Here is a 20,659-nt window from a genome sequence, read left to right as displayed (position 1 = left end):
CTGATCGCGGCCGATTGCCACTGCCAGAGAGACGATGACGGAACGTGCTCGACCGCCTCTCGATGATCGGGGTAGAGAACGACGGCTTCGCAGGTAACATATTGGTGCGTACGACACAGGTTGAAGCGTCGGAGGGGGAGCCACATATGGGTTATTGGGCCATGGCGACGCTGTTGCTGGCTAGCGCAGTTCCGGGTTCGGCGCAGGTGTCTGACCCACTCGCGATGACCACTGATGAAGGTGACCGCGCTGTGATGGCAGAGGTCGCCTCGGCCGTATCCAGTCGAACGCCCGATCTAGCGCGGCTGGATGTGCTCCTCACCAAGCTCCCGCGGCCGACGCCACTGCGAGGCATGGTGCAGACCGTCCGCGCGGGTGTGCTGGCGAACCGGCAGGATGCCGGGCCGGCGGTGACCGCGATAGAGGAGGCTCTTCGCCTGCTTCCCGACGATCCGCGACCCAAGCTGGTGGCTGCCGGCATTTTCACCTTTTCCGGCTCACCTCAGCGCGCCGCCGATCTCTGGATAGACGCCAGCCGCCTCTCGCCAGAGTTCGCACGCATGTCCGATCGCTACATGATCATGGCGCTGATCGGCCGTCTGACTGACATTGGCGACCGCATTCGCGCGGACCGGCTCAGTGTAAGAATGGCCGAAATCGGTTTCAGCACCGGACTTGCGTCCGAGAGGTCGAACGGGGCGTTGGCCCGGACCCGCGAGGCGGTGCGCGAGAACCAGGTGGATGCCGCAATGCTGTCGGTAACGGCGATCAGCGACCCGCTTCACCTGCTTACCTTATATGTCGACCAGCGGTACGCGGTGTTGTGGCCGCGTATCGCTGAATGGGCCGGCTCTGATCTCACGGCGCAAAGCCGTCGCTATCTGGAGGAACTGCGTGCCGACTGGCAGGCGGGCAATAGCTTCGAGACGGCTGTTCCCTACGCGAGGCGCCTATCGTCCCTACAGGCCCATTCCGTGATCATCGCGCTGTTCCTGCCGATGTTCGATCGGGTACGGCCTGGCGGAGAGCAGCAAGAGGAGGCGGAGTTCCTTGCTCCGGTCGTAGCGCGGGCGCTGGCCCTTCAAGGACGCCAGGCAGAAGCGCGCGCGCTGCTGGCGAAGGTGGCAGCCGCGATGCCAGCAAATGATCAAGGCAACGCCCTCAACATCGACGGAGCGTATCTGACGCTGGCATCGGCGCAGGCCGACTGGCCTGACGTCATGAGACGCGCAGATGCTTTTCTCGCGCGGGCAAAGACCCTTGGCCCTAGCGTCAATAAATCGGCATCGTTGCAGGTGCAGGCCTGGCGCGCCTGTGCTCTGCACCATCTCGGCCAAGAGGGGGAGGCTCAGCGAGCGATGGCAGACGTCGCGTTGGCAGAGGCGCTGCTGCCCGAACCTGCGATGAACCTCTACATCTGTCGAGGCGAAGCTGGGAGGGCACGAGCTCTAGTCCTATCGCGTCTTGCAGATCCGTTGACGCGCGATTGGGCGCTGCGGTTTGTGCAACCGACCGCTCCCGACATCGTCCTCACCCCGCTGGATCGACTTATGAAGCCGGTTTCGCAGGCGGTACGCGATACGCCGGAGGTCATTGTGGCAACGAAGAAGGTCGGGCGTATCCTACCTGGACCGGTCAATGCCTCGATACCGATAGGCTTTGATCCCTTCCGGGCACGTCCAACTGACAAGCCGCTCGGGCCAGGATCCGTCTAGCAATCGGCTCGCAAGGCTCACGCCTTCAGCCGTTATTCTGACCCAGAAGCGGACGTTCACGGCATCCTCAGCGGTTCCACAAAGCGGTCATCCATTCAGCTTCCACGTTCCTTCCGGCTAGGTCGCAACCGCCGTCACTTTGGCGATTATCGGTGGGACTTCAGCCCCTCGTTGGTCGTTTCCGCGACGATGCTCGCGACTTCGCGGACTTGGAGGCTGAGGTCGCGCGTGCCTTGCTGGAGCGAGCCGTCGTGGCAGCAGGAGACTTTGGCTTCGGCTTCGGCTTGATTTTAGCTTTAGGCGCAGCTCGAGACCGAGCGACGGGCTGTGCTGTTAGCTCGCGACGAACCAATTTGATGACTTCACCAATGCCCTCAGCAACATTGACGAACGCAGCGTCGCTGCTCGACCAACGCTCGGGAGGGACGCCATCCTTTGGCAGCAGCTTGAACCGTGCTGCACTGGTCCGTTTCCAGCTGCACGGCTTCACCACGACCGCAACTACACGCATCAGCGCGCGAGCACGCCGGCTCATCGCTCGCTTATACTCGATGTTCCAGCAGTAGTTGCTGTCGAGGTACGCAGGACTAAGCAGTGCCACGAATATGTGGGCGCGCCGTAGCTCTCTCGCAATCGCCGTGTCGAGTTCTCCGCCTGACTCGATCCTTTTATCGTGCCAGACCGTTACGCCGTCGTTCCGCCATGTCGCAAGGTGAGTGTACAGCTTTTCCTCCGCCCTCTCGTCTTGGTGCGAGTAGGACACGAAAACGCGAACCTCAGGTTTTCCGGTCTCGAGCCCGGAAGACTTCGGCGCGGCGACCGAGTTGCGCCGCTTCGTTTGTCCGGAGGACTGTGCGACCGACCTCTTCTTCCGGATTGGTGCTGCCATCAGCGGCTTATATCGGAAGCTTCGGAGCCGCCAAGTCGTTCATCCGTCGGCATGAGACAGCCCCGGTCCGTGGTGTTCTTCGAAGACCCATAACCCGACGTTCACCCTGCTCGAACAGCTCTCCGAATCCGGTCATTCGTTCATCGCATGTGGCGCTTGTTGCTATGGCACCTGCTTTTCTTCCGCCTTAATCCGATCGATCAGCCTTGCGGCGACCGTCGCGCGAATTGGTTCGCCAGCGACGATCTTGCGCCAGGTGTTGTAGCTGATCCCGAAGCGCGGCTGGAGCGTCTCATCGGTGCGACCAGGGCAGTGCGTAACGATATGTTTCACGATCTCCTCGGGCAGGGTGCACATGCTCATCACGCCCCAACCCTGCCGGAAGCGGCCACGGCTTTACCGCCCGCAATCGCCTGATCGATGTCGGCGCTGAGGCATCCACGCCATTCCGCGTCGTAGCGTATGACGCCCTCGCGGCCGACGACATAGGGGTTGAGTCCACCGGCGCGCCGGCGCTGCAGCGCTGCGACACGCGTGAGACCGTCGTCGCCGACGGTGTGGTTCGAGAGCACGACGTCCGCCTGCATGCGGTCGGTGTAGTCTGCGAAATGATCAAGCGAGTGGCGGAAGGTCATCAGCGAAGCCACGTCGCGCGGCGAACCCTGGCCGCCGAACAGGGCTGCCATGTGCGGCACGCCATGATCGCTGACTGGGAACAGCAACGAGACGGTTCCTGGCGTGTGCCCCGGAGTGAGCAGCGCAGTGACCGACCGGCCGCCTAGCGTGATCACCTGCCCGTCCTCGATGAAGAAGTCGTCCGGGCCCTTCGGCGGCAGCTTGCCCATCATCGGCTTGCCCGTCCAGTCGGCGCGGCTCATACCGATCCGCGCGCCCGACAGCGCCTTTAGATAGGCGGCCCCGCCGAAGTGATCGAGGTGATTGTGCGTGATGAGGATGATGCGGATCCGCTTCGGGTCGAGGCCCAGCGTCTTCATGTTGGCGACGATGACGTCGCGCGCGTCCGCCTCACTAGTCAGCGCGTCGAGCAGCAGGATGCCCTCGTTGGTGTCGATCGCCCATATGTTGTTCTCGGCGGTGCCGATCGAATAGACCCGGTCGAAGACCTCGATTGGCTTGGGCGCGGGCGCCTTGAGCGGGCGCCGCTCGCGAATCGCTTGGCAACGATAGTAGAGCGTGACCGGCCACATCTTGCCGCCGGCCTCCGCCGCGAGGTCGGCGTAGGCGCGCGCACCCGATGCGGTATAGCCGCCGATCCGCCGCATCTCCTCGACGCTGTGGATCTCGGGCCGGCCGCCGTTGGGTGAGACGGAAGCTCGGTCCTGCGCCAGCGTCGGCGCTCCGATCAGAGCCGCGGCAGCAAGAAGCATAGGCTGGGTCTTCATCATCGCTCTCCTGCAAGTTGCTCGGTACGGGCGGGCGGTCACGCCGCAGCGACCGGTAGCGGCCGCGCCCGTCGTCCGACGATCGTCACGGCGGCGGCGCTCCCCACCGTCAGGAAGGCGAGTGGCAGCAGCGCGAGCACGTGGCTGCCCGTTCGGTCGTGGATGAGGCCATAAACGTTCACCATCAGCCCGCCACCGATCAGATTGGACGTCGCGTTGATGGCGGCGATCCCCGCGGCGGCGGTGCCGGTCGACAGCCAGGTCGACGCCATGCTCCAAAACGGCCCCTTGAAGCAGTAGGCGCCCATGAGCACGAAGGTGAGCAGCAGCACCGTCGGCGCGAGGCCGGCGAGCATGAACGTCCCTAGCACGCCGACCGCGATGAGCAGCAGCGGCAGTGCCGTGTGCCAGCGTCGCTCTCCAGTCGCATCCGAATGCCGCCCCCAAAGGATCATCGCGACCGACGCGATGCCATAGGGAATGGAGTTCACCAGGCCGGTCTGCACGTTGGTGAGCCCGAAGGACTTAAGCAGCTGCGGCTGCCATACCCCCAGCACGCTGCCCGCCGCGGAAGCACCGCAGCAGGCAAGCACCATGGCCCAGAAGGCGGGTGTGCGGATCAGCGACCAGGCCGACCCATGCACCATCGGCTTGCCGTCGTTCGTGGCGGCGGTCGCGGCGGTGAGCCAATGCCGCTCCTCTGCATCGAGCCACTCCGCCTGCGCCGGTCGATCCGTGAGCACGCGAAGGCAGGCAAGGCCAAGCACCACAGTCGGCACCCCCTCGCAGAGAAATAGCCATTGCCAGCCATGAAGGCCGCCCAGGCCGTCGAGCGACAGAAGCACGCCGCCGAGCGGCGATCCGACAAAGCTCGATAAGGGGATCGCCACTGCGAACAGCGCGAGCGCCCGTCCACGGTAGAGCGGCGGCATCCAATAGGTGAGATAGAGGATGACGCCCGGAAAGAAGCCGGCTTCCGCGGCGCCGAGCAGGAAGCGCATGACGTAGAAGGACTCGACGTTCCAGACGAACGCCATGGCAGCCGACACCAGTCCCCAAGTGATCATGATCCGGGCGATCCACAGCCGCGCGCCGACCCGCTGCAGCATCAGATTGCTCGGCACCTCCATCAGGAAGTAGGCGACGAAGAACAGGCTGGCTCCGAAGCCGAAGACCTTGCTGCTCAGGCCGACGTCCGCGTTCATCTGCAGCGACGCCATGCCGATATTCGCGCGATCGATGAAGGCCAGCAGATAGCACAAGGTCAGGAACGGCAGCAGCCGCCAGGTCACCTTTCGCATCACCCTCGCTTCGAAGGCATCGGGGCTCGTCATCGTCCAATCCTCTCATACCCCGGCGCGTCGCCTCTCACGGGCGACCGTAACCGGTCGTCAGGCCGCGGTAGCGGTCAGTGCATTCACCAGGTTACGGGGCTCGATGGCGCCGGTCTTGAGATAGGCGGCGATCTGATCGACCACGCTGATGCCGACGCGGATGCGGGCCTCCCGCGTATTGGCGCCCACGTGCGGGCTGACCACCAGATTGTCGAGCGCCCAGAGCGGATGGTCGGCCGCCGGCGGTTCGCTTGCGAAGGTGTCGAGCCCCGCCGCCGCGAGAGGCCCGGAGCGCAAGGCCTCCACCAGCGCCGCCTCGTCGATCAGCTCACCGCGGGCGGTGTTGATGAGGATGCTGCCCGGGCACATCGCGGCCAAGGCACCGGCATCGATGAAGCCGCGATTGTCGGGCGTCAGCGGACAGTGCAGGCTGACGATATCGCTCTGCTCCAGAAGCTCGCGGACGCTGGCGCAACGGATCGTGCCGCCGGGAAGCTGCGCGTCGCCGAGATACGGATCGTAGATGCGCACCACCCCTCCGAAGGGCGTCAGGAGATGGAGGAAGGCGCGGCCGATCGCGCCCAGCCCAATTAGGCCGACGCTCTTGCCCGTGATCTCGGTGCCAGCGTAGGTCGGCTTGTCCCAATGCCCGGCGCGGACGCGACGATCGAGCCATGCTGTCGATCGCGCCGTGCTCATCAATAACGCCAGCGCCTGCTCCGCCACCGACTGCGCGTTCGCGCCGCCGGCCACGACCACCGGTATGCCCCTTGCCACTGCCGCATCACGGTCGATGCCATCGACCCCGACACCATGTTTCGCGACGATCCGAAGCGTCGGAATGCCCTCGATCACCGCGCGAGAAACCACGCCCATCCTCACGACGATCGCCTGCGCGTCGATGGCGTTCGCCGCATCGATCATCTCGTCGGCGCCCGCATAGGGCTTGAGAGGCACGAGCCTCAGACCATGTGCCGATGCGGCTTCCATCGCGGGGTCGCTGAGCAGCGGTCCGGCGATCAACACGGTCGTTTTCGTCACCTGCCCCGTCACGCGCCTCTCCTTCGGCGGCTTTCCCGCTCGCGAAACTATCCTACCACCAAATAACTGTCTCGCAACAGCGTTTTGAAATGGCGTTGCGTTTTGGTTGAGCGCTCGATACAACCGCCTGACGACGAGCGCCAAGCTCGCATGACAATCAGGAGAGGCTTCATGCTCATCAGCCGTATCGCCACGACCCGTCATATGCTGCTCGTCAGCGTCAGCGCGGCCTGCCTGTGGTTGCCGGCCGCCCACGCGCAGACAGCACCGGCAAGCGATCAGACGTCGGCTCAGCAGACTGCGCCGACACCGCTGCCCACCGCGCCCGAGGCCGTCCAGACGCAGGAGCCGCAGACCGGCGACACAGCGCCCGATACAACGGCGACGCCGCAGCAGGCGGGCGACATCATCATCACAGGATCGCGGATCGGCCGCAGCGGATATACGGCGCCGACGCCGGTGACCGTCATCAATTCCGACCAGCTGGTTAAGAGCGCGCCTTCGACCATCGCGGAGTCGCTGCGCAATCTCCCCGCCCTCACCGCCACGTCAGGCCCGCAGCGTGCCAGCGGCACACAGGGCGGCGGCCAATCCTTCCTCAACCTGCGCAACCTCGGAGCGGTCCGCACCCTGACCCTGCTCGACGGCCGGCGCTTCGTCGCGGCGAGCCAGTTCGGCACGGTCGACGTCAACCTGCTGCCGGCGGGTCTGATTCAGCGGGTGGACATCGTCACCGGCGGCGCGTCGGCCGCTTATGGCTCCGACGCAGTCGCCGGTGTGGTCAATTTCGTTCTCGATACCAAGTACGAGGGTCTGAAGGGCGAGGTATCGTCCGGTATCTCGACCGAGGGTGACAATGCGGAAAAGCGCGCCGTCCTGACCGGAGGCATCAGCACTGCCGGCAACCGCCTGCATCTCATTGCCAGCGGCGAATACTACAAGAACGATGGCATTCTCGAGGGGCAGCGCGACTGGGCTCGGCGAGGCACCAACCTCATCAACGGCCCGGCCGGCGGCCCGGCGCAGATCCTCGCGAACGATGTTCGCAATCTCGGCACCTATGGCGGCATGCTGCTGACTGGCAACGGCGGAACTGCCGCGCAGAATGCACTGTTTCGTGGCCTGCAGTTCGGCCCCGGTGGCACCGTATCGCCCTATAGCTTCGGCTCTTACACCACAGCTACCCAGCAGATCGGCGGCGACGGCGTCGACACCGAGCTGTTTCAGGAGATCAATCGTCCCCTGGAGCGCTGGTCGGCTTTCGGGCGGGCGGAATACAACCTGACCGACAACTTCTCCGTCTTCGGCGAGGCGTCCTACGGCTGGACCGACACCCGCTACTCGACTTCGGTCAATCGCCACCAAGTTCAGAACCCAATCACGATCCGGCGCGACAACGCCTTCCTGCCCCAGCCCATCCGCACCCTGCTCGCCGCCAATCCCGCCGTCACCAGCCTGACGATGCTGCGCTGGTCGGTGGAGGGCGGCCTTACAGACGTCGCGGTCACGACCGACACCCGGCGGTTTGTCGGCGGCTTCAACGCCAAGGTCGGCGGCCTGAAGGTCAACGGCTATTACCAGCACGGCCGCACCAACCAGCGCACCGATGTCCTCAACAACGAGATCACGGCGAATTTCACCCGCGCCGCCGACGCGGTCATAAACCCTGCGAACGGCCAGATCGTCTGCCGCTCCACGCTGACCAACCCCAACGACGGCTGCGCGCCCTTCAACGTCTTCGGTGAGGGCTCCCCGTCCGCCGCCGCCCTTGCCTACACGCGCGGCACCAGCCGCACCGACTCGGTATTCACCGAGGACGTCGCGTCGCTAAACGTCTCGGGGACCCTGTTCGAAGGCTGGGCAGGTCCCGTCTCGTTCGCGACTGGCGGCGAATATCGCAAGGAGACAGCCGAGCTCGACGTCGATCCGCTTTCGCGGGCGGGCGCATTCCTGTTCGCCAACCCGCAGCCCTGGTCAGGCAAGTACGACGTGCGCGAAGGTTACGTGGAGACCGTGGTGCCGCTGCTGCGGAACCTGCCGTTCGCCAAGGCGCTCGAGTTCAACGGGGCCGTCCGCTACACCGATTATTCGACTAGTGGTGGTGTGACGACGTGGAAGGCGGGACTGAGCTGGACCGTGTTCGACGCGCTGCGCCTGCGCGGAACGCGCTCGCGCGACATCCGCGCGCCCAACCTTTCGGAACTCTTCACCAGCGGCCGTACGCAGTCGGCGACGATCGTCGATCCGTTCAAGAACAACATCCGTCTGTCGGGCATCTTCGTCACCACCGGCGGCAATACGCAGTTGCAGCCTGAGAAGGCCGACACTCTTACGCTCGGCGCGGTATTGCAGCCGCCGATGATCCCGGGGTTCAATCTCTCGGTCGACTATTACGACATCAAGATCAAGGACGCGATCGGGACGCTCACGCCGCAGCAGACGGTGGACCAGTGCTTCACCGGCAACCAGCTCGCCTGCAGCCTCGTGCAGCGAGATGGCGGCGGCAATCTGACCGGCTTGACCGCTTTCCCAATCAACCTGTCCGAACTCGAAACCAACGGCGTTGACGTCGAAGCGAGCTATCGCGTGCCTCTGTCCTCGATGATGGACACGGACGCGACGCTCAACCTGCGCACGGTCGTCTCCTACGTCGGAAAGCTGTCGTCGACCACGCCGGGCTCGGCACCGATCGATCGCGCGGGCGAGGTCGGAATCAGTGCCAACCCGCACTGGCGGTTCAACGCTCAGGCTGATTTTTACAAGGGCAACTTCAACGTCTTCAACCAGGTGCGATTCATCGGCGGCGGGCGGTACGACGTGACGCGCGGGCCCGACGCGATCGATCTCCAGAACATCAAGCCGCAAGCCTATTGGGATCTGCAGATTGGCTACAAGCTGGAGGACGTCGGCTTTAAGGGTGCGGAATTCTACTTCAATGTCCGCAACGTCCTCGACACCGACCCTCCCGCCGCGCCCGGCGACGGCACGATCGCGCTGGCGACCAACACCGGCCTCTATGACACCACCGGCCGCCTGTTCCGCGTCGGCTTCCGCTTCAACTTCTGATCGACACCCCGGCGTCCGGTTTCGTGGATCGCCGGCAGGAGCAATCGCATGACCATCGGCTTTCGCGTTCTTCCCATTCACCGCCGCATCGACGCGGACTTGGTCCGGCAGTTTGCCGCGCTGCCGGTGGCAAACGTCAGCGATGCCATGAGCCGAATGGCTGCCGGCGGCGCCGCTCTTCGTCCTATGCATGGGGGCGGCGTGCTGGCTGGCCCGGCAGTGACGGTGAAGGCGCGGCCCGGCGACAACCTGATGCTCCACAAGGCCCTCGACCTTGCAGAACCTGGAGACGTCGTGGTGATGGATGCCGGCGGCGATCTTACGAACGCGCTAATCGGTGAACTGATGGTGGCGCACGCGGAGAGCCGGGGACTCGCCGGCATCGTCATCTACGGTGCGATACGGGATTCCGCGACAATCCGCGCCGGTCGCTTTCCCGTCTTCGCCGCCGGCGTGACGCACCGCGGTCCCTACAAGGATGGACCGGGCGAGGTGAACGTGCCAATCGCGATCGACGGCATGGTCATCCATCCCGGCGACCTCGTGCTTGGCGACGACGATGGATTGGTCGCAGTTGCGATTGATGACGCGCACGCCGTGCACGCCGCAGCGGCGGCGAAGCACGCTGCCGAGACGGCCCAGATGGAGAAGATCCGTCGAGGCGAAAACCCACGCGCGTGGGTCGACGAGACGCTGAAGCGTCTGGGCTGCAAAGGCGTGTGATGACAGACGCCGCCCTTCCCCGCTAACTGATCGGGGAAGGGATCAGCATGGCGACGAACATCAAGGACAGGCCGGCACTGGAAGGCGTTGCCGCGGCGGAGCGGGCGCTCGAACTGCTTACCTGCTTCCGCACCGGCGACAAGGCACTGACTTTAGTCGAGCTTGCGGAGCGCACCGGGCTCGTCAAAAGCACGATCATGCGCCTCGCCATCTCGCTTGAGCGCTACAACCTTATCGTGCGTCTGCATGACGGGCGCTACCAGCTCGGCAGTGGCGTGGTTCGACTGGGCACGATCTACCAGGAGAGCACCGATCTCGAGCAGCATGTCATGCCGGTGCTTGCGAGGTTGGCTGCCGAAACCCAAGAAACGGCGACCTTCTATGTGCGACACGGCGATGTCCGGCTCTGTCTCTTTCGGGTGAACTCCCCAAGCAGTCTCCGCCTCGACGTCGCCCCTGGGACGCAGCGGCCGATGGATGAGGCGGGGAGCGCTCAACTGTTGAGGCTGTTCGCCGACTGGCCGAACGTCAAACCTGATCTGCCGCCGCTTCCAATCTATACCGCCGGCGCGACGACGCCGCACGTCGCGTCGATGTCGGTGCCCATTATTGGCGAAGGTAACAGGCTGGTGGGGACGCTCAGCCTTGCTGGGCCCGAGCCGCGACTGACGGAGCAGCGCAGCAAGGAACTGGCCTCGCGCCTTCTGCATGCCGGCCTCAGTCTCTGTCGGGCTTTGGGCGGCGATGCAGAAGCTGTTTATCGCGTTCCGATCGCGCTTGCGACGTAGCCGCTACCGCCTGACACGATTTGACCCAAATCTGGTCATTCAAGTCCATCGAAGCGCTCTCGGCTTTCTGCCGTTCGTTCACCTGCAACAGGCATTCCTCTCAGAGACTCACTTGATGTTCAAACGTCCGTCTTTGTCGGCAAGCGGAATGACCGCATTTAGCGATTGGATGCGCGGAAGCGTCGGCCCCGCCCTTTGTCGGAACAAGCTTGCTGCGTCATCGTGCCACTCGTGGCATTCAGGCACCGATGTCTAAGCAGCCATTTCGCTGCAGCGGAGTCTAACGCACCGGTCGCTTCCGTACCTTTACCTGGAACGCGCTTGCAATCGGCGCGGTGAGACGGTGATGTGGAGTTATGACCTCTGAGCAGCTCGCAGTGATTACCGACGTTGTTCGTCGGGCACCCGAATGGATTCGCCAGGATCTGCTCGCAAAGGATCCTGCCGGACGGCAAAGGGCTGAGGAGGCTTTGGCCGCAACGATCGCGGCTGCCCTCCGCCCCGGAGCGGAGACTAGACGGCAAGAAGACTAGCCTGACGAAGGGGAGCAAGGACCCACTTCCGGCCTTCAAACTACAGCTCCCACCCCCGTGACCTGCCGCTCTTTCTATTCGTCGCGCCACCGCCTTGTTGCAGCGATAACGCCGGGATGAAGCCTGCTAAATGCTCCGGCTTGCCCGGACGCGCTCAATTAGCGCGGTTTGCCCAAAGCCCTAATCCACGACCGAGCATCATGGCAGATTGACCAGCCGCGACTACATATGTAGTCATCGGGCATGAACTCGCTCTTGTCAGTGCTCGCAGGCGTCGCATTGCTGGTCCCGGCCACGGCGCCGCCGCAGCTTCATTTAGTCGCAAGCGCAAATGCACCGCAGTTCGCGTCCCCCCGGAGTGTCGCGGGCATAGACGCCGTCGTCAGGGATCAGATGCGTCACCGTGCAATCCCAGGCATGCAGGTCGCCGTTATCCGCTCGGGTCAGATCGTTTACAACAAGGCGTTCGGCATCGCCGATCTCGAGACCCAAACCCCGGTGACGCCGCGGACTGCCTTCACCCTCAACTCGGCGACCAAGAGCTTTACCGGGGTCGCGGTTTTGCAGCTTGTCCAGGACGGCAAGTTGTCGCTCGCCGACCCGATCGGACGCTATCTGCCGGACCTGCCCCCGACATGGATGCGCATCACCGTTGCCCAGTTGTTGGCGCATCTGTCTGGCCTGCCTGACGTGCTGATCCAGCCCAAGGGGCAAGGCACCGGCTCGCTCGTGGGAAACGGCGACGAGGCATCCGCTTGGGCTGCGGTTCAAAAGATGCCCTTCCAGTCGCCGACGGGTACCCAATTTAGCTACAACCAGACCAACTACGTGCTGCTTGGCAAGCTCATAGACCGGGTGTCAGGCGTGCCTTTCCAGCGCTTCATCGAAGAACGACAGTTCGCGCCCGCCGGAATGCGCGTCGCAGCGTTCGGCGATGGGCGCGACCTGATGCCTGGACGGGCTCGTACCTACCGCTATCGAGGCGGCGCGGTGCAGGGGCAGACGCGCCCGGTTGAACATGCCTGGGACGAATTCTCGCCCTTCATGCGCACCGCTGGCGGGCTAAACGCGAGTGCCAGCGATGTCGCGAACTGGTTGATCGCGCTGGGTGACGACACGCTTCTGACGCCTGCGAGCCGAAGGACGCTGTGGAGCCCCGGACGTTTCAACAACGGTCGTGCCGGTCCGTGGGCGATGGGCTGGCCGGTCTCCGACCATGGCGGGCATCAGGTCGCAGCGGGCATCGGCGGCCGCCGGTCTGCCTTCTTCGTCTACCCGCACGACGATCTGGCGGTGGTGGTGCTTACCAACCTTGCGGGGGCGAACCCCGAAGAGTTCATCGACGAGATCGCGGGCCAGTTCTTGCCCGACCTGCTCACCGCAAACGGCGGCGGCCTGCCACTTCCGGTCAAGCGGCTGCGGGCCGCGCTGATCGCCGACGGCTTTGCAGATCCAAAGCGCACCTATGACCGTTTACGCAGGGCGCCCGGCTTCATGGTGAGCGAGGACGACCTCAATAGTTGGGGCGGCATGCTGCTCGATGCCGGGGAGGCGCGGCAGGCAGTCGCCGTGTTTGGTCTCGCCGTCGCACTGCACCCGGACAGCGCCAATGCGCTCGACAGCCTCGCCATGGGCTACGAGGCCGCAAACGACCGCCCGCGCGCGATCGCCAACTACCAGGCGTCGTTGAGGCACGATCCCGGCAACGACCATGCGATGGGTCGGCTAGCCGTGCTGAAGGAGCAGGCACAATGAGGTTCCCAGTTCCGACTGTGGCGATCGCTTCCTCGCTGCTCCTGCTCGCGAGCGCCGCCGTCGCGCTGCCGCTGCCTAGCCCCGAACTCGCGCAAGATCGCCAGCTCGCGTTGCCGACGACCAAAGTGATGGTTCTCGGCGTCACGCATCTCGAAAATGCCGACCCGGCATTCCGCACCGAATGGCTTCGCCCGGTGCTCTGCCGCCTCCAGGCGTACCGGCCCAACGCAGTGCTGACCGAGGCGATGCCAGGCGAGCAAATCATGATGCTCGACGCCTACAAGGCGTATCACGGCGACGCGGGCAAATATGGCGGCGGCACCCTTAAGATCGCGCGCGGTGCACAGGCCTCGCTAAGAATTGGCCCCGCCGAGGCGCTGGCAGCCGCCGAGAAGCTCGCAGCGGCCCCGCCGCGCACCCCCGCCGAACGCCGCCGCCTCGCAGCGCTTTTCGCCGCCGCCGCCGAACCCTTCTCCGCGGTCGTCCAATGGATGCGCCTGCCCGCCACCGAACGGATTGCGAGCGACGGCGTCGATTCTGAACTCGCAAAAAACCTCGATCAGATTGCTCGAGGGCGCGGTGAGCTCTCCTCGATCGCGGCGCGCACCGCCGCTGACGCAGGGCTTGAGCGGGTGTACGGCGCAGGCGACCATTCAAGCGATACCGCCCGCCCCGACTTTACGGCCTTCTCCGCCGCGGTCGACGCAACGCCTGGACAGAAGGCCCTGTTCAATCACGACACCCCCGCCTTTCGCACCGAGTCCGCCGACCGCCTCCGCCTGGCCACGCAGCCCGAGGTGATGCGGCGACTACGCTGGGTGAACTCGGCCGCGTTCGGTCGCCTCGACGCCGACGCCCAGTGGTATTCACAACTGCGCGAGCCGACGATGGGCCGCGTGGGCCGCCAGTCGGTCGCAGCATGGGAGGCGCAGAACCTCCACATGGCGACCGCAGTGCGCGAGGTGACCGCTCGCATCCCGGGCGGCCGGGCGCTGCTGGTCGTCGGCGCGGCGCACAAGCCCTTCGTCGAGGCGTATCTGCGCCGGCTCGCCGATATCGAGATTGTCTCTTCCGCCGCGATGCTAGACGCGACGCCGGCGGGCTGCTGAGGGATCCATAATCAGTCGTTCCCGCCCCCTACCCAGCTTCTCCGCTTCGGCCGCTCGTTCATACTCCGGTTAAGATCGCTTTTGGCGGATGACCCTGCGAACTCGCAGATCGCGACTGAGCAAATTTCTAGGAAGCAGGCTTTTGAAGCCCGAGTTTTGTGCCTGATGAGCTGCGGACGGCGCTTGCTGATGGCTCAGGCGCGGGGTGAGCAACGACGCTATGTCGAACCGTTGGCGCCGACCCCGATCCCTCATTCCACAGAACCAGGATTGTAGCGATTGGTGCGGCGGTAAGGATCAGAAGGAAAAGGCCCATCAGCCATTCGTTGGTCTCTAGCGGCTGCGAGAAGCTACCACTGGGCTGCATAGATGGGCTGGGTCGCATCGGGCGCCTGCCGGCTCTCCTGGGGTCAAACGGACGGCCCGCGGCCGCTCGGTGGGCAGGAGACCTGAATTGCGACCGATCGTAGGCAGCGCGTGCGGCCTTTCTTCCCAAAACAGAATACGCCTCGTTGATCTCTTTCGCACGAGCAGAAACATCCACACCATGATTGGCATCGGGGTGATATTGACGGAGCAGCGCTTTCCACGCAGCGTGGATGGTTTCGCGACTTGCCGTCGAGGGCACCCCTAAGACAGAATAATAGTCGGGTGAGACAGCCATTTTGCCGTTATTTGCGGCTAAAACGCGAAAAAGAAAAGTCCCCTTGGCGCGCGATCTAACCGGACCGGGAGCTATCGCGACTCCACGACCCAGAGTCGGCGGCTAGCCGGTGCCGCTCGCTTCCAGACTACTACCAGTCGTTCATCAAGAGATCATAGGGAACGGCCAGCTTAGCGTGTCAATGGACGGGCTGGATTGGACCAGCCGACCGATCCCCTCTTACTCGCACGATTACAGCGAGCTGCCGCTCTATAAGCTCTCGCCCGACGAGACCTCAAACAATCGCACATCAAACTGAGTTTAAAGCCTCTTCAAAGCGGGGCTTTAGGAAATCACTTACCGGACCGCCACAAGACAAAGGCAGCGCAAGGTCGCGTTTTCTGTGAGACCAGAGTAAAGGCCTCGCAGACCGCTAGCAAGAAGGCACCTGCGCAGCGGAGGACGGATTGTACACCATCAACGTCAACCATGATGCACGTTACATCGAGGTCAAGGTGGAGGGTCTTTGCACACTGGCAGAGTGCGAGGCCTTTACGAAAGAGTTGGGTTCAGAAATTGCACGGTTTCCGATCGGCTCCAAACCGCCGGCTTCTCTATACGACTTTACGAAAGCCAACATACAGATACAAGATGTCGTTTTGGCCATGAAGGCGCTCGCAGAGCATCCCGCCATGGTTCACAGGCGTGTTGCGATGTACACGGAAGGCGTCCTTGCTCGTCAACAAGCCAAGCGCATATGCGAGAACCGCGACAATATGGCCGTCTTCAATAGCCGCGCTGCCGCTCTTGAATGGATTACCTGACTGCTTCGCAAGCATCCGCTACGATGTATCGGTTTCGACATTTAATATCTCGTAAGTATTATCTGAGCGTGGCCGCCTATCGAGCAATGGCAAGCTCGAAATTCATTTGTTGAAATTCTGCGCAAAGTTGCTCCAGTCCGAGAGCCGCGTCATGACCGGCAAGCATTACGGCGTCTTGAAGGCTGAAACCCGGGCACGTGACCGAGCTGTATGAAGGAGCATCAACGACACGGTGCGTTGCGGCCGACGCCGGAGCATCTATATCGAAGCCATGCTGCAATCCGATTTCTGCCCGTCTCACGACGTGAGGCGGGCGACCTACGACGTCGTCATTCCATGCTTCAACCGTGCCGAAACCGTCACAGCCGCCGTGGCGAGTATCCTGTCTCAGGACGTCGCGCCCGATCGGGTGATTCTCGTCGATGACGCATCGACTGACAGCACAGCCGAGGTCCTTGCTGCTCTCGAGCGCAGGCACGCTTCCGTCCACTCCATATTGATGCCGCGCAACGGCGGGGCTTCCGCCGCAAGAAACGCTGGACTTGCCGTGGCGAGGGCGGAGTGGGTCGCGTTTCTGGACAGCGACGACGTATGGTTGCCGAACGCCGCCGCTGCGCTGCTTGCCGGCGGTCTAAATAGCGACGTGGTGGTCGGCCGATTTCGACGTGCTTGGCCCGACGGTGGGTTGGGCGCCCCCGAATGCGCCTGGGAGGGCGGCGACATCCTCGCCGCGTTGGCTATGACCGGAGCGATCGGCCCCAGTTGGTCCCTTGTGCGGCGTACCTTTGCGGTGCGCGTCGCCGGGTTCGATCCCTCCTTCCACAACTGCAATGACTGGGACTTCTATGTCAGGCTCGCCGCCGAGGGCGCGCGCTTCAGCCGGATCGATGCGACAGTCGCCATCTACCACGTCGCGGAGGCCAATCGGCTGAGCCTGGACGGAGAAGCGGGACGGCGCAATGCACAGCGGGTGCAGGCCCACCCCCTGGTCGCAGGGTTCCTGGAGACCGTCGGCGGAACCAATGGCCTGGCAGGTGCTGCCTGCCTCGATGAGGCCTGAAGCACCCAAGCGTTACGTGATGTACCCGAGCGGACGCCCGCCTGGCTGCCGCCTCGGGTGGCTCGAAGCGGGTCTATGTGACTGGAGAACGGCTGCTCGACTCGACGATCCGACGGCCGCACGGCTTCGGGAATGATGCGTGACGGGTTGGCTTTGGCGTCATACCCGTGGAAGCTATTGCTTCCAGTATCGCACATAGTCCACGCGCATCCGTTGCGGCATGGCCGCGTCGTCGACCCCTTTGACCCCGCCCCAATCGCCCCCGACCGCAAGATTAAGGATGAGTTGGAATGGCTTGATGAAGGGCCAGGCTGCGGGATCGCCTGGTTCATCGTTGACGACCCGCATGTAGGCACGTCCGTCGACGCCGATGAGGATTTCGTCGGGCCCCCAGTCGAGCTGGTAGTCGTGCCACGCGGAACAGGCAGTGGGGACCTTGATCTGCGCACCCCGCTGCGTCTTCGACACGTGGTTGTACTTCGCGCTGTGCAGTGTCGCGTGGATGACGTTCCGGTCCCAGCCGACCATCTCCATGATGTCGATCTCGCCCATCGCAGGCCATGAGCCCTTGTTGGGCAGCAGCCAGATCGCCGGCCACATGCCACGTCCGCAGGGCAGCTGCGCCCGAATCTGATAGAAGCCGTAGCCGAAGGCCTGCCGGCTGACCATTCGCGCCGAGGTGTAACTCTGTCCGCCGGTATCAAGCTTCTGGGGGCGTTGCTTACGCGCGACGATGTCCAACGCGCCATTGGCGACGCGAGCGTTGTCCGGGCCGTAGTACTCTAGCTCGTGGTTGGGCCAGCCCTCGCGGTTGCGCGATATGTCGAAATGCCACTTTAAATCGTCCACGGTAGAGCCGGAGAACTCGTCGGCGAAGACGGGCTTGCGCATCGGCGCGGCGATCGGCTGGTCCGCTGCGTAATTGGTCGCGCCGAGCGTGGTGGCCTGCAACATAGCGAGCGCGAGCAGCATTCGGCACCTCCCACCCCCGTGCCTTCACGGGTAGATTATCGCTGGTAACCTAAAGACTGGCGCGACATGGTATCGGGCGCAAGTGATCGGATCCGAACGGGGCTGCCAAGCACCGACGGCCGGGCTGCATCAAGGCGGAGGCGTCACAGGTCAAAGCGACAGCCTTGGCTAAGCATAAGGGTGTCGAAATCGCACCTACGCCGCACATTTTCGGCCTGTCGTGATCGGTAGTTCGCTCTGGGACAAACAGTGCCATAGGGTCGAGGTCGCCAGCCTAGCCGGAGCGCCATAGCTACATTCTAGAGATAGCAAGCCGCAAACTTGCTAAGTCATAACTGATAAGGGAGCCGATGAAGACATCAGCTCCCCACAACAGCCTTACTTGGAGGCCTTATGGCCGGGCGTTTGGCCAGGCTTACGGCCAAGGCCAATCTTTTTGGCCATTTGGCGACGAGCTTCGCCATAGGACGGCGCGACCATCGGATAGTCGCTCTTCAGATTGTAGCGCTTGCGGTATTCGTCAGGCGTCAGACCATTGGTCGCCAGATGGCGCTTCAGCGTCTTGTAAGGCTTACCATCGATCATTGAAAAGATGACGTCGGGGGAGGCGAGCGACTTACGCACAGAAACCGATGGCGTGTACTCCGCCTCGCCAACTGACGGTTCTTGCGGGCTTGCCGTGGCACCGGTCGACAAAGCGACAACCGTTTCGTGCATTTTCGTCAGGAAAGCCGGGACGTCATCAGCGTTGACGCGATTGTGCTGATTTCCCAGCCACGCAACCGTCAGTTCCGTCGCAAGCTCGACAGGGTGAATATCGTATTGGTCAGTCATTGCGTCTCTTTCCATTTGAAATGATGCTACCCATTATCGCGGCCCATTTCTGTTCGCAATAAGGTGCCCAACCAATTGCCAGCATTTCTCCTCATTCTGTGAACACATTTCATTTATGAGAGCTTCAGCCTTGTCCACGACCTGCCCGATCTGAATCAGCCGCCTTTTGAAATTTTTTAGAAACGCGTTTTCGGCGCGGCCGTTTCATTGACGAAGATACTTGCTCCGGCATCTTCTATGATGCTCGCCGCTTTGTGTAGCATCTGCTCGATTAAATCCGCAGCCGCATCGTCCATTTCAGCCGCCATCAGTAGACTGAAGGCTAAATGAAGTTTTCAAACAGATTAGGTGCCAAGCATACTTGCGCTATTGACGCCAAGCGGCTCGGCAAGCTTGCCGACGACCATGATAAGCGAAGTACGGCGGCTCCGCTTGATGCGGCAAACGTAGGTCTCGTGAATGCCGCCCGGCCCGCATAGGGACAACGACGAACGCTCTAGATGATGGGGGTCGGCCATTACCCCCTATGCGGCGCAGGGGCCGCGTTTGAAAAAAGCCGGGTGGGGCGCGCCCCACCCGGCAACGTCGGCTACGCTGCGGGGAAACGGAAGGACGCACCATATGATCGTAAGCAGGAATGGCGTCAGGCGGCGCGGCGCGGGGCCGGGGATTGGCGCCTTGCTCGGGGCGCTTGCCACCGCCTGTTCGCCGCTTGGCGCGTTCGACAGGCTGGTGCCAAAAGATCGCGGCGGTGCTCTGGTCGCTAGGGGGCTGGCCTACGGATCGGCGCCCCGCCAGCGATTGGACGTCTATGCGCCGCGCGGCGTTTGCGGCCAGCCACGGCCGGTCGTTGTGTTCTTCTATGGCGGCAGCTGGAACAGTGGGACGCGCGCGGGCTATGCATTCGTCGGCCGCGCGCTGGCGGCACAGGGGTTCGTGACTGTTATTCCGGATTACCGACTGGTGCCCGACGTCCGCTATCCGGCGTTCGTCGAGGACGGGGCTGCCGCCGTGCACTGGGCGCACACGAACGCCGATCGATATTGCGGCGATGGCCGCTCGGTCGTGCTGATGGGCCATTCGGCGGGCGCTTACATCGCCGCGATGCTGGCGGTCGACCCGCGCTGGCTGGGAGAGGCGCGATCGGTGGTGCGGGGGTTCGTCGGGCTTGCCGGCCCCTATGACTTCGCCCCGTTCGATGTAGATGCGAGCCGTGCCGCCTTCGGGCAGATATCCAACCCGGCGGAGACGCAGCCGGTGACATGGGCCGGAAGCGGCGATCCACCCGCGCTCCTGCTATACGGGACCGAGGATACCGTCGTCCGTCCTCGAAACAGCGAGGCGCTGGCCGACAGGCTGCGCGCGGGCGGCGTTGCGGTGAAGCAACGGGCATATCCTAAACTGGGCCATGTCGGCATCCTACTCGCACTTGCCCGCCCGTTTCGCGGTCGTGGGCCGGTGCTTGCGGATGTCGCGGGGTTCATTCGGTCGACGGTAAACGTAAGGAACGCCGATCGTCGCTGAAGGCAAGTCCGATCAATGCTCGTCGAGGCTGACCCAGAAGCAGTCATCGGAAACGGCACGGCGACCTTCCAACATCGGACGTTCGTTCAAGTGATCCGTTTCGCAAAAAAGGCGCGGGCTGGCCCCTTCCGCTTTGGTCGGCCGCAACACTCACCCAGGGGCCGTCGCGTCGTATCGATCGATCAAGCGCAAGCCCGACCTGTCCTGTCGAGCGGTCAGCGTAACGACAGGTTTTGAGATCGCCTCATTGGCACCCGAAGGCGCCTTGAGTGATGCCGCAAGAGTCGTCGTACGCTCCCTTCCGGCAAATCTTTGCGCCAGTGATCTGCCCAGATAACGTCACACCGATGAGGCCATCGCTGGGGAGGTGCCGCGTCCTTGATCGTCCGCGCCACGAGCAGCGTTAGAACACAGCATCGAATACGATGGCCGCCAGGCATTCGAGC

The 20,659-nt window shown here is 63.4% G+C and carries 19 protein-coding genes; 10 read left to right on the top strand and 9 right to left on the bottom strand.

Annotated elements, in window-relative coordinates:
* Positions 1 to 44: 44 nt before the first annotated feature.
* Positions 45 to 1,715 carry a hypothetical protein gene (locus ACU5AX_RS13315; protein WP_446691321.1) on the top strand — a complete coding sequence of 557 codons (1,671 nt, stop codon included), beginning with the start codon at positions 45 to 47 and terminating at the stop codon, positions 1,713 to 1,715.
* A gap of 160 nt (positions 1,716 to 1,875) precedes the next feature.
* On the opposite strand, the gene ACU5AX_RS13310 is transcribed toward ACU5AX_RS13315, so the two are convergent.
* The 5 genes from ACU5AX_RS13310 to ACU5AX_RS13290 form a co-directional block, all read right to left on the bottom strand.
* Positions 1,876 to 2,604 (bottom strand): toll/interleukin-1 receptor domain-containing protein, encoded by a 729-nt coding sequence (locus tag ACU5AX_RS13310; protein WP_446691320.1) that lies wholly within the window; start codon positions 2,602 to 2,604, stop codon positions 1,876 to 1,878.
* A gap of 162 nt (positions 2,605 to 2,766) precedes the next feature.
* Positions 2,767 to 2,961: a hypothetical protein gene (locus ACU5AX_RS13305; protein WP_446691319.1), complete on the bottom strand. Its 195-nt coding sequence runs from the start codon at positions 2,959 to 2,961 to the stop codon at positions 2,767 to 2,769.
* A gap of 5 nt (positions 2,962 to 2,966) precedes the next feature.
* Positions 2,967 to 4,007: an MBL fold metallo-hydrolase gene (locus tag ACU5AX_RS13300; RefSeq protein WP_446691318.1), complete on the bottom strand. Its 1,041-nt coding sequence runs from the start codon at positions 4,005 to 4,007 to the stop codon at positions 2,967 to 2,969.
* 38 nt (positions 4,008 to 4,045) lie between these two features.
* Positions 4,046 to 5,341 carry an MFS transporter gene (locus ACU5AX_RS13295; RefSeq protein ID WP_446691317.1) on the bottom strand — a complete coding sequence of 432 codons (1,296 nt, stop codon included), beginning with the start codon at positions 5,339 to 5,341 and terminating at the stop codon, positions 4,046 to 4,048.
* Positions 5,342 to 5,398: 57 nt separating this feature from the next.
* Positions 5,399 to 6,526 (bottom strand): hydroxyacid dehydrogenase, encoded by a 1,128-nt coding sequence (locus ACU5AX_RS13290; RefSeq protein WP_446691316.1) that lies wholly within the window; start codon positions 6,524 to 6,526, stop codon positions 5,399 to 5,401.
* A 27-nt stretch (positions 6,527 to 6,553) separates the two neighbouring features.
* Here ACU5AX_RS13290 and ACU5AX_RS13285 point away from each other — a divergent pair, with 27 nt between their 5' ends.
* From ACU5AX_RS13285 to ACU5AX_RS13260, 6 genes are all read left to right on the top strand, one after another.
* A complete protein-coding gene (locus ACU5AX_RS13285) occupies positions 6,554 to 9,448 on the top strand; it encodes a TonB-dependent receptor plug domain-containing protein (RefSeq protein WP_446691315.1) in 2,895 nt (964 codons plus the stop codon).
* A gap of 48 nt (positions 9,449 to 9,496) precedes the next feature.
* Positions 9,497 to 10,171 carry an RraA family protein gene (locus ACU5AX_RS13280; RefSeq protein WP_446691314.1) on the top strand — a complete coding sequence of 225 codons (675 nt, stop codon included), beginning with the start codon at positions 9,497 to 9,499 and terminating at the stop codon, positions 10,169 to 10,171.
* A gap of 47 nt (positions 10,172 to 10,218) precedes the next feature.
* Positions 10,219 to 10,959, top strand: coding sequence for an IclR family transcriptional regulator (locus ACU5AX_RS13275; protein ID WP_446691313.1), 741 nt, complete (start codon positions 10,219 to 10,221; stop codon positions 10,957 to 10,959).
* A 356-nt stretch (positions 10,960 to 11,315) separates the two neighbouring features.
* The gene (locus ACU5AX_RS13270) at positions 11,316 to 11,492 is read left to right on the top strand and encodes a DUF6771 family protein (RefSeq protein WP_446691312.1); all 177 of its coding nucleotides are present in this window, start codon (positions 11,316 to 11,318) and stop codon (positions 11,490 to 11,492) included.
* 243 nt (positions 11,493 to 11,735) lie between these two features.
* The gene (locus ACU5AX_RS13265; protein ID WP_446691311.1) at positions 11,736 to 13,247 is read left to right on the top strand and encodes a serine hydrolase domain-containing protein; all 1,512 of its coding nucleotides are present in this window, start codon (positions 11,736 to 11,738) and stop codon (positions 13,245 to 13,247) included.
* Between the two features lie 17 nt (positions 13,248 to 13,264).
* Complete coding sequence (locus tag ACU5AX_RS13260; RefSeq protein WP_446691310.1) at positions 13,265 to 14,356, top strand: DUF5694 domain-containing protein; 1,092 nt, start codon at positions 13,265 to 13,267, stop codon at positions 14,354 to 14,356.
* Between the two features lie 127 nt (positions 14,357 to 14,483).
* On the opposite strand, the gene ACU5AX_RS13255 is transcribed toward ACU5AX_RS13260, so the two are convergent.
* Positions 14,484 to 15,020 (bottom strand): J domain-containing protein, encoded by a 537-nt coding sequence (locus tag ACU5AX_RS13255; RefSeq protein ID WP_446691309.1) that lies wholly within the window; start codon positions 15,018 to 15,020, stop codon positions 14,484 to 14,486.
* 446 nt (positions 15,021 to 15,466) lie between these two features.
* Here ACU5AX_RS13255 and ACU5AX_RS13250 point away from each other — a divergent pair, with 446 nt between their 5' ends.
* Together ACU5AX_RS13250 and ACU5AX_RS13245 are read left to right on the top strand one after the other, a co-directional pair.
* Positions 15,467 to 15,823 (top strand): hypothetical protein, encoded by a 357-nt coding sequence (locus ACU5AX_RS13250; protein ID WP_446691308.1) that lies wholly within the window; start codon positions 15,467 to 15,469, stop codon positions 15,821 to 15,823.
* A gap of 271 nt (positions 15,824 to 16,094) precedes the next feature.
* Positions 16,095 to 16,883 carry a glycosyltransferase family 2 protein gene (locus ACU5AX_RS13245; RefSeq protein ID WP_446691307.1) on the top strand — a complete coding sequence of 263 codons (789 nt, stop codon included), beginning with the start codon at positions 16,095 to 16,097 and terminating at the stop codon, positions 16,881 to 16,883.
* Between the two features lie 174 nt (positions 16,884 to 17,057).
* Here ACU5AX_RS13245 and ACU5AX_RS13240 read toward each other — a convergent pair whose 3' ends face one another.
* From ACU5AX_RS13240 to ACU5AX_RS13230, 3 genes are all read right to left on the bottom strand, one after another.
* Positions 17,058 to 17,855, bottom strand: a complete 798-nt coding sequence (locus ACU5AX_RS13240; RefSeq protein ID WP_446691306.1) for a glycoside hydrolase family 16 protein — start codon at positions 17,853 to 17,855, stop codon at positions 17,058 to 17,060.
* 378 nt (positions 17,856 to 18,233) lie between these two features.
* Positions 18,234 to 18,689: a Ros/MucR family transcriptional regulator gene (locus ACU5AX_RS13235; RefSeq protein ID WP_446691305.1), complete on the bottom strand. Its 456-nt coding sequence runs from the start codon at positions 18,687 to 18,689 to the stop codon at positions 18,234 to 18,236.
* A gap of 176 nt (positions 18,690 to 18,865) precedes the next feature.
* Positions 18,866 to 18,997 carry a hypothetical protein gene (locus ACU5AX_RS13230; protein WP_446691304.1) on the bottom strand — a complete coding sequence of 44 codons (132 nt, stop codon included), beginning with the start codon at positions 18,995 to 18,997 and terminating at the stop codon, positions 18,866 to 18,868.
* Positions 18,998 to 19,310: 313 nt separating this feature from the next.
* Here ACU5AX_RS13230 and ACU5AX_RS13225 point away from each other — a divergent pair, with 313 nt between their 5' ends.
* Positions 19,311 to 20,213 (top strand): alpha/beta hydrolase, encoded by a 903-nt coding sequence (locus ACU5AX_RS13225; RefSeq protein WP_446691303.1) that lies wholly within the window; start codon positions 19,311 to 19,313, stop codon positions 20,211 to 20,213.
* Positions 20,214 to 20,659 lie beyond the last annotated feature (446 nt).

The organism is Sphingomonas benefaciens, assembly GCF_052907485.1.
This window is presented reverse-complemented; position numbering and strand designations above follow the sequence as displayed.

What these genes read in the sequence shown, in the direction of transcription:
- ACU5AX_RS13240 (WP_446691306.1), bottom strand. Translation starts at nt 17,855, where the DNA reads ATGCTGCTCGCGCTCGCTATGTTGCAGGCCACCACGCTCGGCGCGACC.
- ACU5AX_RS13230 (WP_446691304.1), bottom strand. Translation starts at nt 18,997, where the DNA reads ATGGCGGCTGAAATGGACGATGCGGCTGCGGATTTAATCGAGCAGATG.
- ACU5AX_RS13235 (WP_446691305.1), bottom strand. Translation starts at nt 18,689, where the DNA reads ATGACTGACCAATACGATATTCACCCTGTCGAGCTTGCGACGGAACTG.
- ACU5AX_RS13245 (WP_446691307.1), top strand. Translation starts at nt 16,095, where the DNA reads ATGCTGCAATCCGATTTCTGCCCGTCTCACGACGTGAGGCGGGCGACC.
- ACU5AX_RS13285 (WP_446691315.1), top strand. Translation starts at nt 6,554, where the DNA reads ATGCTCATCAGCCGTATCGCCACGACCCGTCATATGCTGCTCGTCAGC.
- ACU5AX_RS13280 (WP_446691314.1), top strand. Translation starts at nt 9,497, where the DNA reads ATGACCATCGGCTTTCGCGTTCTTCCCATTCACCGCCGCATCGACGCG.
- ACU5AX_RS13270 (WP_446691312.1), top strand. Translation starts at nt 11,316, where the DNA reads ATGACCTCTGAGCAGCTCGCAGTGATTACCGACGTTGTTCGTCGGGCA.
- ACU5AX_RS13295 (WP_446691317.1), bottom strand. Translation starts at nt 5,341, where the DNA reads ATGACGAGCCCCGATGCCTTCGAAGCGAGGGTGATGCGAAAGGTGACC.
- ACU5AX_RS13265 (WP_446691311.1), top strand. Translation starts at nt 11,736, where the DNA reads ATGAACTCGCTCTTGTCAGTGCTCGCAGGCGTCGCATTGCTGGTCCCG.
- ACU5AX_RS13225 (WP_446691303.1), top strand. Translation starts at nt 19,311, where the DNA reads ATGATCGTAAGCAGGAATGGCGTCAGGCGGCGCGGCGCGGGGCCGGGG.
- ACU5AX_RS13300 (WP_446691318.1), bottom strand. Translation starts at nt 4,007, where the DNA reads ATGAAGACCCAGCCTATGCTTCTTGCTGCCGCGGCTCTGATCGGAGCG.
- ACU5AX_RS13310 (WP_446691320.1), bottom strand. Translation starts at nt 2,604, where the DNA reads ATGGCAGCACCAATCCGGAAGAAGAGGTCGGTCGCACAGTCCTCCGGA.
- ACU5AX_RS13255 (WP_446691309.1), bottom strand. Translation starts at nt 15,020, where the DNA reads ATGGCTGTCTCACCCGACTATTATTCTGTCTTAGGGGTGCCCTCGACG.
- ACU5AX_RS13305 (WP_446691319.1), bottom strand. Translation starts at nt 2,961, where the DNA reads ATGTGCACCCTGCCCGAGGAGATCGTGAAACATATCGTTACGCACTGC.
- ACU5AX_RS13275 (WP_446691313.1), top strand. Translation starts at nt 10,219, where the DNA reads ATGGCGACGAACATCAAGGACAGGCCGGCACTGGAAGGCGTTGCCGCG.